This is a genomic window from Aliivibrio wodanis, assembly GCF_052920805.1.
This window is the reverse complement of the sequence record NZ_JBREXA010000002.1, coordinates 461713-478115: the sequence shown is the minus strand read 5'-3', so window position 1 is coordinate 478115 and position 16403 is coordinate 461713. Positions and strand designations below refer to the sequence as shown.

General features: G+C 35.6%; 12 protein-coding genes, 4 tRNA genes and 2 pseudogenes. 4 read left to right on the top strand and 14 right to left on the bottom strand.

Features of this window, described 5'->3' with window-relative positions; translation table 11 throughout:
• The first annotated feature begins 3 nt into the window (after window positions 1–3).
• Together ACU5DF_RS10100 and ACU5DF_RS10095 are read left to right on the top strand one after the other, a co-directional pair.
• A pseudogene (locus ACU5DF_RS10100) lies at window positions 4–2158 on the top strand (adenosylcobalamin-dependent ribonucleoside-diphosphate reductase).
• 95 nt (window positions 2159–2253) lie between these two features.
• Window positions 2254–2943: a TSCPD domain-containing protein gene (locus tag ACU5DF_RS10095; RefSeq protein ID WP_045102336.1), complete on the top strand. Its 690-nt coding sequence runs from the start codon at window positions 2254–2256 to the stop codon at window positions 2941–2943.
• 81 nt (window positions 2944–3024) lie between these two features.
• Here the strand turns inward: ACU5DF_RS10095 and ACU5DF_RS10090 are convergent.
• A pseudogene (locus tag ACU5DF_RS10090) lies at window positions 3025–4300 on the bottom strand (MipA/OmpV family protein).
• Between the two features lie 188 nt (window positions 4301–4488).
• On the opposite strand from ACU5DF_RS10090, the gene ACU5DF_RS10085 reads away from it, so the two are divergent.
• Window positions 4489–4839 carry a VC1380 family protein gene (locus tag ACU5DF_RS10085; protein ID WP_045102337.1) on the top strand — a complete coding sequence of 117 codons (351 nt, stop codon included), beginning with the start codon at window positions 4489–4491 and terminating at the stop codon, window positions 4837–4839.
• Window positions 4840–4880: 41 nt separating this feature from the next.
• On the opposite strand, the gene ACU5DF_RS10080 is transcribed toward ACU5DF_RS10085, so the two are convergent.
• The 13 genes from ACU5DF_RS10080 to torR form a co-directional block, all read right to left on the bottom strand.
• The gene (locus tag ACU5DF_RS10080; protein ID WP_045102338.1) at window positions 4881–5723 is read right to left on the bottom strand and encodes an energy-coupling factor transporter transmembrane component T family protein; all 843 of its coding nucleotides are present in this window, start codon (window positions 5721–5723) and stop codon (window positions 4881–4883) included.
• Window positions 5710–7422 (bottom strand): ABC transporter ATP-binding protein, encoded by a 1713-nt coding sequence (locus tag ACU5DF_RS10075; protein ID WP_446712747.1) that lies wholly within the window; start codon window positions 7420–7422, stop codon window positions 5710–5712. Before ACU5DF_RS10075 ends, ACU5DF_RS10080 begins: the two co-directional genes overlap by 14 nt.
• A gap of 3 nt (window positions 7423–7425) precedes the next feature.
• On the bottom strand, window positions 7426–7977 hold the full coding sequence (locus ACU5DF_RS10070; protein WP_446712746.1) for an ECF-type riboflavin transporter substrate-binding protein: 552 nt from the start codon (window positions 7975–7977) through the stop codon (window positions 7426–7428).
• A gap of 152 nt (window positions 7978–8129) precedes the next feature.
• Window positions 8130–8216: transfer RNA gene (locus ACU5DF_RS10065), tRNA-Leu, on the bottom strand.
• Between the two features lie 259 nt (window positions 8217–8475).
• Window positions 8476–8865, bottom strand: coding sequence for a glycine zipper family protein (locus ACU5DF_RS10060; RefSeq protein WP_446712745.1), 390 nt, complete (start codon window positions 8863–8865; stop codon window positions 8476–8478).
• 178 nt (window positions 8866–9043) lie between these two features.
• Window positions 9044–10366 carry an ATP-binding protein gene (locus tag ACU5DF_RS10055; protein WP_446712744.1) on the bottom strand — a complete coding sequence of 441 codons (1323 nt, stop codon included), beginning with the start codon at window positions 10364–10366 and terminating at the stop codon, window positions 9044–9046.
• Between the two features lie 26 nt (window positions 10367–10392).
• Window positions 10393–11094 carry a response regulator gene (locus ACU5DF_RS10050; protein ID WP_045102343.1) on the bottom strand — a complete coding sequence of 234 codons (702 nt, stop codon included), beginning with the start codon at window positions 11092–11094 and terminating at the stop codon, window positions 10393–10395.
• A 415-nt stretch (window positions 11095–11509) separates the two neighbouring features.
• Window positions 11510–11583 (bottom strand) — tRNA-Cys (locus ACU5DF_RS10045).
• A 50-nt stretch (window positions 11584–11633) separates the two neighbouring features.
• Window positions 11634–11720 (bottom strand) — tRNA-Leu (locus ACU5DF_RS10040).
• A gap of 115 nt (window positions 11721–11835) precedes the next feature.
• Window positions 11836–11909: transfer RNA gene (locus ACU5DF_RS10035), tRNA-Cys, on the bottom strand.
• A gap of 127 nt (window positions 11910–12036) precedes the next feature.
• The gene (gene rluF, locus ACU5DF_RS10030; protein ID WP_446712743.1) at window positions 12037–12990 is read right to left on the bottom strand and encodes a 23S rRNA pseudouridine(2604) synthase RluF; all 954 of its coding nucleotides are present in this window, start codon (window positions 12988–12990) and stop codon (window positions 12037–12039) included.
• An 88-nt stretch (window positions 12991–13078) separates the two neighbouring features.
• On the bottom strand, window positions 13079–14416 hold the full coding sequence (locus tag ACU5DF_RS10025; RefSeq protein ID WP_446712742.1) for a hypothetical protein: 1338 nt from the start codon (window positions 14414–14416) through the stop codon (window positions 13079–13081).
• Window positions 14417–14699: 283 nt separating this feature from the next.
• Window positions 14700–15398 (bottom strand): two-component system response regulator TorR, encoded by a 699-nt coding sequence (torR, locus tag ACU5DF_RS10020; protein WP_045102345.1) that lies wholly within the window; start codon window positions 15396–15398, stop codon window positions 14700–14702.
• A 236-nt stretch (window positions 15399–15634) separates the two neighbouring features.
• On the opposite strand from torR, the gene torD reads away from it, so the two are divergent.
• Complete coding sequence (gene torD / locus ACU5DF_RS10015) at window positions 15635–16282, top strand: molecular chaperone TorD (protein ID WP_045102346.1); 648 nt, start codon at window positions 15635–15637, stop codon at window positions 16280–16282.
• Window positions 16283–16403: the final 121 nt, after the last annotated feature.

Below are 16403 nucleotides of genomic sequence, written 5' to 3'. Positions count from 1 at the left end.
TTGATGTCACAATCTAAAAATACGCTAGATTTCGATTCCATATCCAATAATATTCCTTACCAATCAACATCTGTGGATATCTGGGAAAGCAAGTATTGCCTAAAAAACAAACAGAACGAACGTATTGACCTCACTATGGACGATACGTTTAAACGTGTCGCAAAAGCGCTATCAGCTCTTGAGTCATCAGACATTCAAGAACACTGGAATACGGAGTTTTTATGGGCTCTTCGCAATGGTGCTATTCCTGCGGGACGTATTACCTCTAATGCAGGAGCATTTGAGCACAAACCTGCTACATCAACCATTAATTGCACTGTTTCAGGGACTATCAGTGATTCAATGGATGATATTTTAGGTAAAGTTCACGAAGCAGGTCTAACCTTAAAAGCAGGTTGCGGTATTGGGTATGATTTCTCAACCTTACGTCCTCGTGGTGCTTTCGTTTCAGGTGCTGGCGCTTATACCTCTGGTCCATTGTCGTTTATGGATATTTACGACAAAATGTGTTTTACCGTTTCTTCTGCTGGTGGCCGCCGTGGGGCACAAATGGGTACCATGGATATTCGTCACCCTGATGTTATCGATTTTATTCGAGCAAAAAGAGAAGATGGCAGGTCTACGTCAATTCAACTTATCTCTATTAATCACAGAGGACTTTGTTGAAGCAGTGAAAAAAGATGCTGAATGGCAACTTATTTTTCCTATTACAGTAAAAGAAGCCAAACTAGACCACATGGATCTATACTCTGATGAGAATGTTGTCTGGGCTGATTGGCCAACAAAAGAGGGATTAGCTGAAAACGACCTAGGCTTGGTTGCCTGTAAAGTTTATCGTACCTTACCTGCTCGTAATCTTTGGAATGTAATAATGACATCCACTTACGATTATGCAGAGCCTGGCTTTATTCTGATCGACAAAGTAAACCAAATGAATAACAATTGGTTCTGTGAAGAAATTCGTGCAACTAATCCATGTGGTGAGCAGCCACTTCCACCTTATGGTGCTTGTCTTTTAGGTTCAGTTAATTTAACTAAATTTGTACAAAACCCATTCACAGATTCGGCATATTTTGATTGGGACGCTTATAAAAAAGTCATTTCAATCTTTACCCGTATGCTTGATAACGTAGTTGAAATCAACCAATTACCATTAGAAAAACAACGTCATGAAATCATAAATAAACGTCGTCATGGAATGGGATTTCTTGGGTTAGGCTCGACATTAACAATGTTACAGCATAAATATGGCAGTAGAGAATCGGTCAGTTTTACAGAGAAAATAGCACAAGAAATGGCAATTACAGGCTGGAAAGCTGGCCTTGCATTAGCGCATGAAAAAGGCTCAGCACCTGTGATGGAAGAAAACTTTATCGTAACAGCTAAAATGCTTCGTCAGCGCCCAGAAATGCTGAATGACGGTATTAAGTTAGGAGATAAAATCCTAGGTAAAGTATTACACGCTAAATACAGTCGTTATATGCAACAATTAGCAGAAGTTGAACCTGAATTGGTTGAGCAATTAATAGAACACGGCTCTCGCTTCACTCATCATAGTTCTATTGCCCCAACGGGTACTATTTCTCTATCTCTTGCAAACAATGCCAGTAATGGTATTGAACCAAGCTTTGCACACCACTACACTCGCAATGTGATTAAAACGGGCAAAAAATCAAAAGAAAATGTTGATGTTTATAGCTTTGAACTACTAGCATATCGTGAGCTTATTAATCAAAAAGCAATGCCTTATAGCACGGATAGTGAAACTCAGTTACCAGAGTATTTCATTACTGCCGACGATATAACACCAAGCCAACACGTAGCTGTTCAAGCTGCTGCTCAAAAATGGATTGATTCATCTATTTCAAAAACAGCGAATGTTCCAACAAGCTTTCCATTTGAAGACTTTAAAGAAATTTATATGGATGCCTATGATAAAGGCTTAAAAGGCTGTACTACTTTCCGTTTTAACCCTGAAGTATTCCAAGGGGTCTTAGTAAAAGAAGAAGATCTTGAAAAGACAACTTATTGTTTCACATTAGAAGATGGTACAACTATCGAAGCTAAAGGCAATGAGCAAATTGAGTACGACGGTGAAATGCACAGCGCTGCTAACTTATATGATGCGCTAAAAGAAGGTTACTACGGTAAATTCTAGGTAATATATTCCATCAAAACATAACTGGGGAGTAACACTAATCCAAATAGATATAGTTGTTTTCTCCTCCTATTAACACAGTAAAGGGTTTATCCATGGTCAAGAAGATTGACAGTAAAATTATTGGTTTTAAAGTTAAGTCAGACGATGAGCCTGTTGCTCAACAAGCTGTACCAGAAACAAACATCCAGCAAATGCATGAAATGATCCAACGACCAGAAAAACTGTTAGGTTCAACCTACAAGTTAAAAACACCAGAGCATGTGTCAGAGCATTCACTATTTATTACAATCAATGATGTTGTACTAAATGAAGGAACAAAGCATGAGATCCGCCGTCCATTTGAAGTTTTTATTAACTCAAAAAGCCTAGAGCATTACCAATGGATTGTTGCACTGACTCGTATTATGTCTGCGGTTTTTCGAAAAGGTGGTGATTGTGCCTTCCTTGTAGAAGAGCTTCGATCTGTCTTTGACCCTCGAGGTGGCTACTGGAATAAAGGTAAATATGTTCCTTCATTAATTGCTGAAATTGGTAATGTAATTGAACAGCACCTAAAAGGCATTGGGCTAATTGAAGACCCTGAAATGGATGAGCATCAGAAAGCCTTTTTAGAAGCAAAAAAAGCAGAATTAGAACAACAACAAGAAACGAAAGAAGAAGTTGAGGCTTCAGCTAATTTTCCACCAAGTGCTACTCTTTGTTATAAATGCCATAATAAATCAGTGATTGTCAAAGATGGTTGTCAAACGTGCTTAAACTGTGGAGACTCTAAGTGCGGTTAAAATAGCTTATAGTAAACCTTTTTTCATATTCAAATGGCACTCAGAACGAGTGCCATTTACTATTAAGTTCAAATATTTAGACTAAATATCAAACTGAACATAAATCGTATTATAATTGCTCCCACCTTTAATGCGTCCATATTGAGATGAATTTTCAAAAATAGCCGAGCGATGATGGATGCTATACCCTACCCAAACACCATCTAAATCACTTTGTTCAAATAGGTCCCCTAAATTTACATCAAAAGAAAAATCTAAATAATTGAGTAACTTACTTTCACGGTACCCTTTTTCATCCATCTCTGTTTGCTCAATATAAGATACATTATTTATATATGATAAGCCTTCAGCTACACCAAATCGCCATTTCGTAGGCCATGAAATGGTTGCATATGCTTTAATTGCTACTACAAATTCAGAACTATAGTTTTGAACATCAGATTGCCAATGTTGTACATAACCTGGGGTTAAATAAAGATCGATTGGTAACGAAAATATTTCATCAGTTAAAGGTAGACCATAGAAAACAGATGTTAATTGATTATTTTCTTCATCTTTTTCTGATTCTAAACGAATGATATCACCAATATTAGATGGCGTAGCCCATCCATGAGCTATTCGTAAGTACGGTTTATTACTAATATCTTTTCGTGACGAAGTACTACTATCAGTGAAGAAACCCCACACCTACAAAATATTCAAACTGCCAACGACTATCAATTAGTTCACTACTATAAGCATTATTATCTAAGCGTGAAAGATAACTCCCTCCTAATAAATACAAATTTGAAGTCACATGGTAACGAGACATAAAGCCCGCTTTAACATCAATACCAGCACCTAAGGTTTTATTCGAATCTTCACTAAGACCATAGTAATAGCTATTAAAATCAGCCTCTTTCCAACGAGTTTCTAGTGTAGGGTTGAGCCACCAATCACCAGATTCAATCTCAGCGCCTAACCTAAAATTCATATACGAGCGAAACTCAGGATCAACCATTATCTCTGAATCAAAAAACCATTCTTTATCAATTTGATAACGAGCTTGAATACCTGTATCTACAACATCACCACCTGCTGAATTTTGAATTTCTTTAGGCAGGTCAAAATAACGAAGCCTCATTAGTGCGCTTAGTTGCCAATCACTTTCTTGATATAAATACAGTCCACCTTCCATACCATGAATAAATGCATGTTCATTTTCAAAAAACATCATTGGAACAAAAGAAGAAACGGTCTCACTCTCTGTAGCATAAGGTATGCTTGCCGTTCTCACGACTCCTGCAATACCCCACTCTTTTTCTTTACCTAATTTATACTCATCATTTGCGTAGGTTAAGTTCGCAACAATAAGCAGTACTACTAGAAAAAATGACTGTTTTAAATTAATATTGTATTTATACAAAAGGCACACTCTAAATTAAATTAACAAATAGACAACTTAATAATAAACATTAAATCCTATTAAAATAAAGGCTAATAGGCATAAATGTTAACTAAAGTGTCGTTGCTAATAGATGATAATTCATTTCTTGAGAAAAAAATGTGAAAATTTCTGAACTGATTCAAAATTTACAAAATATTCAAGCGACTCATAACGAAGACTTAGAAGTTGTAACCGGTGAAGAGTGGTTTCCCGAACAACTTTTAAAGTCTGATGTAAATAATGAGATGGCTTTTCTACAGTTTGATCGTATGCCGAGTGATATTCCAATAGATATTGATGCTCGTGGATTTCTAGAGCATGAAGAAATACTCATCAAAAAGCTAATTAATAATGTAATATTTAGTGAATTAGAACCTGAAGAAATGGTAGAGAAGCTAGCTGACATGCTTATTTTTAGCCATGAGAATATCAGTTCTGAAGTTATTGAACATTTTAGTCAAAACAAATAAAAAAAGTAGGCACAAATGGCCTACTTCTTTATATTTTTATTCTAAGTAAACGGATACCAAAACAAAGATGTTTCTATAAACCGCTTGGCAATCGCTAAACTAGCAATGATAAATAACCCAAACATGATCCCTTTATCTCTCTTTGTTATTGCCTTTTCACTAAACCATGTTCTACTTTTTGCTCGACCAAATCCTCTTAATACCATTGCATTTGAGATTTCATCTGCACGATCTAAACTGGAAAATATTAGAGGTCCTAATATTTTTGCAAGGTTACTTATACGAGCAAAAACTGATACATTTTTAGATAAATCAACGCCACGAGCTTGCTGTGCATGCATAATATTCACAAAGTCACTTTTCACTTCAGGTAAATACCGTAAGGTTAAACTAACAGCATAAGCTATTTTATAAGGCAAACCTAAACGATTTAGACTTGCTGCGAACTCTGTTGGATGCGTAGTAAACACAAATACCAAGGCGATAGGGAACATACTAAAATATTTTAGTGTGACTGTGATTAAGTAGAATAGTGTTTCTTGAGTAATAACGTAGCTACCAAAAATTGGCATAAGCTCCGTTGTTGATCCTAACAACTCATTACCTTGATTCGGCGCCAGTAAAAACATAAAGACTGCATTCATGCTTAATACCGTTGCCGTACCAATTAATAATGGTTTATAGGCAGAAAAAGGCACCTTTGTTGCCTTTAATAAAGATAAACCAACAATAATTAATGGAATGATAATTCGTAAATCAAAGGTGGTTAATACTACGGTTATCCAAGTAATAAACAGAAGAAACTTAGTCACACCATTTAGTTTATGAAGCCAAGTATCAATATCCACATAATTAATACCAAAACTTTGCTTATTTGTGGACATCTTGCTTACTCTCATGTTCTTCGGTAATAAATTGCTGCATAAAGCCTGTAATATTTTTAATCTCTAGTTTTTCAGCTAATTCATATAAACTGGTAACCGTTAGATTTGCTTGATTTAAAAGCTCTGGTTGGCTGAATACTTGTGTAACACCTTGATCGGCAATACACTTACTATCAGCTATAACAATCGCTCGTGTTGTATGCTCCAGAACTAAATGCATATCATGAGATATAATCATTACTGTTAGCCCAAGATTTTGATTTAATTGATTAATAAAACCAAGCATTGAAGTGTAATTCTTATAGTCTTGCCCTGCTGTTGGTTCATCGAGGATCAATAGTTCAGGCTCAAGAACTAAAATAGAGGCTATTGTTACTCGCTTCTTCTGTCCATAACTTAGTGCATCGATCGGCCAATGACGAAAGCGACTTAGTCCACACAACTCAAGTGCATTAAGAACTTTCGCCTCGATATCGTCTTCTGATAATCCACTATTTATTAAGCCAAACGCTACTTCGTCATAAATCATATGGTGAGAGATCATATGGTTTGGATTTTGTAATACAACTCCCACTCTCTTTGATCGTTCATAAATGGACAGTTCAGCTAAATCTTGTCCATTTAATACAATTGAGCCTTGATCTGGCTGTAATACTCCCATAACTAACTTCGTTATCGTCGATTTACCCGAACCGTTTTTACCCAAGATAGATACAAACTCTCCTTTATTGATAGTAAAAGAAATCGCTTCTAACGCATTAATTTCACCGTCATATGAATAAGTGAGGTTATCTATTGTTAATAAGGTCTCATCATTTTTTTCTCTAAAACTATCATTACTACTATCTGTAAACCATGCGTTTACAGCACTACTTACTTGCATAGGAGAAATTGAAGATAAATTACTAATCGCTGGGATTGCCGAAAGTTCTAACTGGCATCGCTTTAATAATGAGACATATAATGGTTCTCTAATGCCGTGTTCTGTTAATAATGACGATTGAATCAATGCATCTGGTGTCATATCAGCAACAATTTCACCTTGATCCATTAAGATAATACGATCAACAGGGCAATGCAGAACATCTTCTAAACGGTGTTCTATTATAATAATCGTTTTATTATTATTCTTATGTAGCCCATCAATAATTTCAATGGTTGCTTTGCCAGTTTTAGGGTCTAAGCTTGCTAGAGGCTCATCAAATAATAGAAGATCAACATCATCGACAAGGATCCCACCTAAAGAAACCCTCTGCTTTTGCCCACCACTTAGGTCATAAGGTGATTTATTTAATAATTGCTCAAGATCTACCATTTTTGCGGTATCACGAACGATCGGATACATTTTAGCTCTTGAGACCATTTGATTTTCAAGAGCGAACGCAATATCTTCACCAACCGTTAAGCCAACAAATTGACTGTCAGTATCTTGTAAAACAGTACCTACATTTTCAGTATATTTCTCAATACTCCAGTCAGATACATCTTGCTGGTTAATGGTAAGTTGGCCTTTGCTCTCACCTTTAATCGTATGAGGAATTAGGCCATTTAAACACTGACCTAATGTAGATTTACCACTACCACTTGGTCCGATAATTAAAATCTTTTCTCCCTGCTCTATCCTTAGATTGATATTCTTAAGCGTCGGTTTATCCTGTGACGCATATTGAAAAGAGAAATTAGAAAAGGTTACGCTCATTAATTATGGAGCCTCTGTTAGGTTAGTACTTTGTTGTTTACGTTTTGCTAAATTAGTCAAAATAAAATAGCCTACAATTGCAATTAATATGGTATTACCTGCGGCGATAATACAAAGCTGTGTAAATACTTTTGTAAATGGTTCTGCATAGAGAATTGTATCTAAGAATGCGGAAGTACCATAACCAATAACATTACCTACAAACGCTAATACAACAAAAATCAAAAAGTCTTTCTTGTCAAACAATCCTGATTCAATACGATTTTTAGTAATGATTGGAAATAATCCAATAACCATACCTACAATACCTGAGCCTAGTACCCACGTAAGCCAAACACCCCAGCCTGCAAATAAATCTGTTACCCAATGTCCGATAAAACCGACAAGAAAGCCAACTATTGGGCCATAAAGTACAGAGAATAATGCAAGTACAGCCATCGCAGGTTTTAATGTCGTATTAGCAAAGACAGGAATACCAAACATAGGTAGGCCACCGATACCATACAAAGCAGCACCAATAGCAATGACAACAACAGTTTTAGCAGAAAGGTTCATAATGTTCGCCTTGAAGCAAAAATAGGATTAAAGATTAGAAAGGTGCGTATTATACAGTAACTAGGAAGGTTTGAAAATCTTTACATCTAGACGTCTATATTGATTTTTAGGCAAAAAAAAACTCATCATTACTGATGAGTTTTCTTAAAAGATGGTGCCCCGGGCCGGACTTGAACCGGCACAGCGCGAACGCCGAGGGATTTTAAATCCCTTGTGTCTACCAATTCCACCACCAGGGCACGCAATTCTTGATTGCGATAATCGGCACCATTGTCTCGAAAGACATATCCAATTTTCGTAAAATTCTTTTTTCAGACGTTTCTGCCTGAGAACGAGATACACTTTAACTGATTAAGATTATGAGTCAACCATTAAATATATCTAATTGATTCAAGTGATTAAAAAGCAAACTACTCACTCGATATTTGCACATAATCTTAGCAGATAGCCTGTTAGCTAGTGACTTTATTATTCAGAAATAAAAAACTGAGAGGTATCTTAGTCAAGATCATAAACAGTATAGCCCTTTGTTACTAGACATCGACGTAATACTTTGCTTTGTACTTTTGTCGACTCATTAGCTCCTGTTGCTGCTCCAATCCCACCACCAATTGCACCTCCCGCAATAGCACCCACGGCTGCTCCACCGATCCCATCTTCCAAACCTCCAGCAACAGCACCAAGAAGAGATCCTGATAATGCTCCATTCTTAGCTTCTGTTGTTGCCGCCTCTTCTTTATTTACTTTTTCAGAATAAGATTGACAATATTCAAAGTCTTTCTCATATTGATCTGCATTTACATTTGTCATATCAACCACTGGTTTTTGATTATATGCACAAGCAGAAAGCAACATTGAAAACGCACAAATCGCTATCATTTTTTTCATTTTAATTACCTTGTAAAGTGTTAAAGCTTAATGTGTAAGTTAAAGGTAATGTACACTGTTTTATTAGATAACGATGTCTACTCTTTGTATCGCTTTGTCATGCTCTGTAAGATAAACCTACAAACAAAAAAGGCTCACATTTGTGAGCCTCTAAATATAATATTCTTCATAACATATTTTACTGTTTTTCTATGGTGGTTTCAGGCTGCTCTATATGATAAATAGGAAGAGAAAAGCGAAAACAAGCCCCACCTTTATAGCTATGCTCTACATTAACTTTCGCTTTATGCCGTTCAGCAATTTGCTTCACAATGGCAAGGCCTAATCCATGTCCTGATTGTTTTTTATTACGAGCAGGATCGGCACTGTAAAATGCATTAAATAAATAGGGCCAGTATTCTTCTTCTACTCCATGACCATCATCATGTACTGAAATATGTAATACCTGCATGTCTGTTGTAATTGTTATTAATATACAATTGTTTGCAAAACGATAAGCGTTTCGCACCAAATTATCTAATGCTCGTTTAAGTAAATGAACATCAACTTCAACCAGATAATCTTTTTCAGTTTGTTCAAAAAATATATCGTGTGATGTTTCTTTTTTCCAACGCTGTGTTTGTACAGACAACCAATCATTTAATTGAAGACTCTCAAGATTTAATTCCATATCAGGTCTTTCAAGACGAGCATAGTAAAGAAGCTCATTAACCATTCCTTCCATCTCTTCTGTGTCTTCAATAATACTTGCCACGCTTGCTTGCTGTTCAGTTTTCAATGAAGTATCAGCGAGTACCTCAGCTTGCCACTGAACTCTAAATATCGGCGTTCTTAATTCATGTGCAACCGCACTGGTTAATGCACGATTACTAATAATTAATGCAGAGATTTTATCTGCCATATGATTAAAGCTTTGATTTAAGCTACCAACCTTTGTTGACCCTTTTTCAGAAGAACGTGCAGTTAAATCACCATTTGCAAATTCAAGCGTCACCTTCTCCAGCGCTCGGATTCTACGTCCAATAAACCAAATTAATAAAACACAGTATAGAGCAAAACCCAAAAGGAAAAATAACCAAACTATATTATCAGCAAAGTCTATTTTCTGAATCAAAGGAGCATCGACATTTACATCAACATTATAAATATCATCACTATTATTAATCGTAAACCAAAACACTCGGTCATCATCAAAATACCAATGCTTATTAGGGTGATCTGTCATATTCTGTCGAATTATATCAGGCTCTTCACCTATTGGAATTATCGTTAGTATTTGGCGTGTTTTATCCACATAATCATTAACTGACTGCAAAGCAGCCTCTTTACCTTGATTATCAGAAATTTTATTGACCATATCTAGATAGGCGTCAGCCCTATGTTCTTGCAATACATAATCGTAATCAGTGTTCCATTGATAGATCACTACCTCATAACCAATCAAACTCAACATAAACAACAATATAAGCCCAACAAGTGACTCTAGATATATTCTTCGCATTTTAATCCTATACTATAAATTTTTGACTATTCCCACGCATCAGGAATAAATAGATATCCTTTACCACGAACCGTAATGATTTTTTTAGGTGGTACGCTGTCATCACCTAGTTTTTTTCTCAACGCTACAATTTTATTATCTACTGTTCGATCAATACCATCATATTCAATTCCTCGAAGTAATTTAGTCAATACATCACGAGAAAGCACCTCTTCTGCCGAGGAAGCAAGAAGCATCAATAGATCAAATTCACTGTCTGTCATCACTATATTTTGCCCAAACAGCTCACAACTACGACGTGCTTTATTTAAAGACAATTGTCCAAATTGAAGTAATTGACTATTTTCGATTTCTGGTAATTGTTCATTCCTACGTAATAACATACGAATGCGAGCTAGTAACACACGAGGTTTAACTGGCTTAGTAATAAAGTCATCCATTCCTGTTTCAAGCGCTGCTACGTGATCAAAATCATCATCACTTGCAGTAAGCATAAGGATCTTACCCCGATATTCATTTCTTATCTGTCTACAAATTGTCAGGCCATCCTTACCCGGCAACATCAAATCAAGTAGTACTATATCTGGCTTTTCACTAAGGATAACATTCGGAGCTTCATTACCATCACTAACAAGAATAGTATTAAATCCTTGTTTTACAAAGTAATCATGTAACATATTTTGAAGTTTTAGGTCATCTTCAACTATAACGAGTTTTTGTTGCGGCATAATTCATTCTCACCGTTCATACTTACAGGTGTAAATACTTAAACTTTCTAAAACTAATAATATCTAAGTCAATAATATCAATAAGATACTAATAGGCTACTGTAGTTTTTCTATTTTATTTTTTAGGTCTATATAACTAAATTTTCACTTTGTCAGGGCTAGTCTGACACATTAATACAATTTAGCAGATTTTAAGACTTCAATCATTTATAAAGTAAATGTTAAAATTAAAAACTTATTCCTATCAAAGATTTCAACGCAGTTATCGTTCACTTTAACCAGCTAGGATGTTCAGTGTAAATAGTCAGATAATTTTAACCAAGAAGAGTGTTCAGATTAGTATCTAAGTAGAAAAGAGAAAAAACAGGAATTTTAGACACAAAAAAACCAGCATTAAGCTGGTTTATTTGTAATATGGAGGCGCCTCCCGGAGTCGAACCGAGGTCCACGGATTTGCAATCCGCTGCATAGCCACTCTGCCAAGGCGCCATATTTTTCTTAACGTAATATTGTCTATGGTAACAATATTAATGAATAGATGGTGCCCCGGGCCGGACTTGAACCGGCACAGCGCGAACGCCGAGGGATTTTAAATCCCTTGTGTCTACCAATTCCACCACCAGGGCACGCAATTCAATGCGATGCTTCTAACCATGTCTCTATTTTTAAGAGAGGTTGACACCATCTTTAATTATCGCTTTAACGCAATAATTTTTAATTCATCTGTATTACTTAAAGAAATGGAGGCGCCTCCCGGAGTCGAACCGAGGTCCACGGATTTGCAATCCGCTGCATAGCCACTCTGCCAAGGCGCCATCTCTTTACGGGGCTTAATGTAACTGATTTTAAAAAAGAGTCAAATAAAAAATTGCATTTAACCCTCTGTTTGTAGACTTTATCATCAAAATGATGAAGTTTCAGCTAACATGTTGAAAAAACAATCTATTTAGCACGCCACACTTTGATTTCTGATTGTCCTTTCCCTTTAGGTTTACGATCACTATTTTCAGTACTACGGCTTGAACTTGATTTATCAAAGCGATCATCTCTGGCTTTTTCACGGCGTTTTTCATTAAAAGTATTATTCGAATGATGATTACGACCTGAACTTGCTTTTTTTAACACTCGAATTTTACCATCGACTTCTTTAATCTTACGAGAGGCTTCTTCTGTCTTACTCGACTCGCCAATCATACTATTAATTTCATCCATTTCTGATGCTGTTAGATAGCGCCACTCACCAGAAGCCAATTTACCAAGGTCAATATTCATAATACGAACACGCTTTAGCTTAAATACTTCATAATCTAAGTATTCACACATACGACGAATTTGACGGTTTAAGCCCTGAGTCAAAGTTATACGAAACACAAATCGTGATTCTAGTTTAATCTTACAAGGTAGTGTCACTGTATCTAATATAGGAACACCTGCAGCCATCTTCTGTAAGAAGTCATCTGTAATTGGTTTATCAACACGAACTACATATTCTTTTTCATGTGCATTACCTGCTCGCAAAATTTTATTTACGATATCACCGTCACTGGTTAAGAAGATCAAACCATCTGAAGGCTTATCTAATCGTCCAATTGGAAAAATACGTTGTTCATGATTAATATAATCAACAATATTACCCTCAACATGACGCTCTGTAGTACAAGTAATGCCTACTGGTTTATTAAAAGCAATATAAATTCGCTCTTGTTTCGCTTTTAGTGGTTTACCATCAACCAGAACTTCATCACCTTCAGCAACTTTTGTTCCCATTTCAGGGACTTTGCCATTAATGGTAATACGTTGTTGATCAATCAGTTTATCTGCTTCTCTACGCGAGCAATAACCCGTATCACTAATAAATTTATTTAAACGGGTTAATTTAGGTTCTGGTGATGTCATGATGTACCTCAAAAAAATGAACAGCCGCAGTGTATCAGAAACGGATGAATATCCAATAAAAAGCGCCCTAAAAAAATGATAGGGCGCCTTATTTAAAACAAAAACAAAAACTTATTCTATTTTCGGATCCTTCTTTTTTAATCTCAGTTACTTTATCTGAAACTACTGCTTCTTTTTTTTCAACACTTTCTATTTTAACTTGATTTAATTGTGCTTCTTTAAGTTCTTTTTCTTTTTCTTTTTCTTTTTCTTTAAACGATGAAATTACTGCATTAAGATTATCAATCAAATGGTCATTGCGATCCAATTGTTGGGTTAGAATAACTATCTGCTTTTGAACCGCGGCACGATCATTTGTCTGTGTTTCAACCGTCGTTTCTAATGCTCCCACTTGAGAATTTAGCTCTTTAATTTTATCTTCCAAATCTACGGTATTATTTATTTCGTGCATTTGCTGCACTGCTGATAAAATTAACTCCGTTTGGATTCTTAAAGGTTGGTCTCTATAATCATCACCATTAATTGCATGAGAGATCGCAAGTAACTTATTTTCGAACTCTAATACTGGTTGCTCAAACTTTCCTTTTTTAACCGCCTGTAATAGTTTAACTTCTGCTGCCATATTTTTTAAGTGTGCAAGTTGGAATCTTGTTTTAGCAACAACATCGGTAACAAGAATTATATCTCGATTATTTGCTTGTACCGCTTTTTTTGTTTTCTCTAATTCCGCTTTTGTTTGTCCATAACTAATCGGAGCAACCGCTTTAAAGCCATCGTTGGATAAAGATGAAAACTCTTTCTCTAAAGGTTCGACATGAATTTTCAAAGCTGTTCTTATTTCAAGAACCTTAGCACTTGTTAAAAATTCTGCTTGCTCTGTTTGTGCCTCAGCAATATCATCTTCAACAATAACAACAAACAGTTCTTTATATTGTTCATTTAATTCTAAATACTCTTCAGAGAAATACTTGTTTACCTTCATAGATTTAAGGTAAGCCATTTGAGCTATGGCTCCAGAAAGCACAACATCTGCATTTTTTTTATATTTTTTTAGCTTAGAGAACTCCGCATCTGCTGAAGCCACTAAAGACATATATTTAGCAGCATAAGAACCCGATGAAAACATTGAGTATTCCTCACCTGTTAAGCCTGGTTCTCTCTCTATTTCAGCAAAGAGTTCTTTTGCTTCATCCCACTCTTCTCTTAAGTTCTGATATACCTCCTCTGAATAAATTTTAAACTCATCAACAGAATCAAATGCTACTTTATCTAATAAGTATTGTTTATTAAGCTCATTAAAGGTAGAAATTGACGGTGTTAATGTATTTTTCTCCGTAACAGAACTCGGCTCTTCAGCAGTACTTTGGCAACCAATAACACTAACTAAAGCAGAAGCAACTATTGCCATTTTAAAAAATTTTTTCATTACAGACCTATAATAATTATATTTGAATAGACGGAGTCTAGGACTCTTATTGATAACTTTATAAAAATAACTAAAAGGCTGCAACTACTGTTTAAGTAGTTACCTTATCAGTCGTACCGTATTCTTGACATGCTATCTACAGTATAGAGCTGCTCACTTAAAGATCTTAAAACGTTTGAATCATGAACAGAATTAGATTGATTACTATTATTAAATTATAGGCATAAAAAAGCCACTCACTTAAAATGAATGGCTTTATTTAACTTTTTTGGGGTTTTAACCACTAATCTCCGGCGAACATATATCCTTCACCATGAACGGTAACAAATATCTGTGGATTTTTTGGATCAACTTCCATTTTCGCTCGCATTCTTCGAATCAACACATCAATTGTTCTATCATTGGGAGCATCGACACGATGACTGATCATATTCAAAATACGTTCACGAGATAATACCGTATTCGGATATGAAGAAAGTGCTACTAGCAACTCGTACTCAGCTTTTGTTAATTTAACTGGCTCACCGCTATTTGATAGTGCACGGCGCTGAATATCGAAAGTCCACTCACCAAAGCGAACGACATTAGATTCATCTAATTCTACTGGTTCATTCGCTAATGACATACGCCAAAATAAATTCTTAACTCGAACTAATAACTCACGTAGCTCTACTGGTTTTGTGACGTAATCATCAGCACCCATTTCAAGCCCTACAATACGATCAATACTATCAGTTCGTCCTGTAACAAGAATAATACCAATATTAGATTGGCTACGTAGTTCACGTGCCAACAATAAACCATCCTCTCCTGGTAGGTTTATATCAAGCATAATTAAATCAACTTTTTGTTCAGCCAAAATAGTTCGCATTTCTGCCCCTGTTTCAGCCTCGCTCACTTGATATCCCTCGGCTTCAAAGTAGCCTACAAGTTTAGAGCGAGTTACCACTTCGTCTTCAACAACTAAAATGTGATAGCTCATAATATTCTCTTTTATGGTTATATTGGATGGTTCTTTTCTTATTCTATTCATATTTTGTAATAATGCCAATTCTCAATTGATATTTCTGTAAATTATTTGATTCAAAACAATTATCAAACAAAAATTGAGTTGTAACCTTTACAAATATCTTTATACACCCTGTTAATGATAGGTGCTATTCCTTTTCATACTTATCCAGTACAATTCTCACATAAATTTCTTGGAGCAAAATATACATGAACGATCTAACTGCATTTAATGAACAACGTGCCGAAATTTACTGGTGGCTATCTAGCTTATTAGCAAGTGAGTTAACAGAAGAACAAATAGAACAATATAACAGCTTTGAAATCCGTACGTTTTTATCAAATTTAGCAGAAACACCAGAACTTACCGCTTCTGTAAATACTTTAATTGATAAATTAAATCAATTACAAACTCGTGAAGGCGCTCAACTTGAGTTATCAGCTGATTTCTGTGAAGCCTTTTTAGGTTCAGATAAAAGTAGTGCTTTGCCTTATGCTTCACTATACCTTGATAAATCAGGTCTGCTTAATGCTAAACCAGCGCAAGATATGCGTGAGCTACTTACAAAGTATAATATTGCACAAAAAGCAGAATTTAATGAGCCTGCTGATCATATTGCAATAGAACTTGATTTTCTAGGTAATCTAATTGTGATGACAAACCAACAGTCATCAGAGGAAGACTTTGAGCTTTATATGACAGCTCAACAAAATTTTATTAATGAGCAATTATTATCTTGGACACCACGATTCAGCCAAATCTGTAAAGAGCGTGATGAGTTTGGTTTCTATGCTGCAGTTACCCATTTTCTTGTGACATTTTTACAATTAGACATGCTATTTCTTACTGGTGAGTAAAAAACAGCCTTTATTGATGACATAAATAAATAACTACGTGATGTAAATCAGGTTACAAATAAAATTTATGAAATCAATAATTGTTTGCACTATGCTTTACATATAAAATGTGAACGCAAAC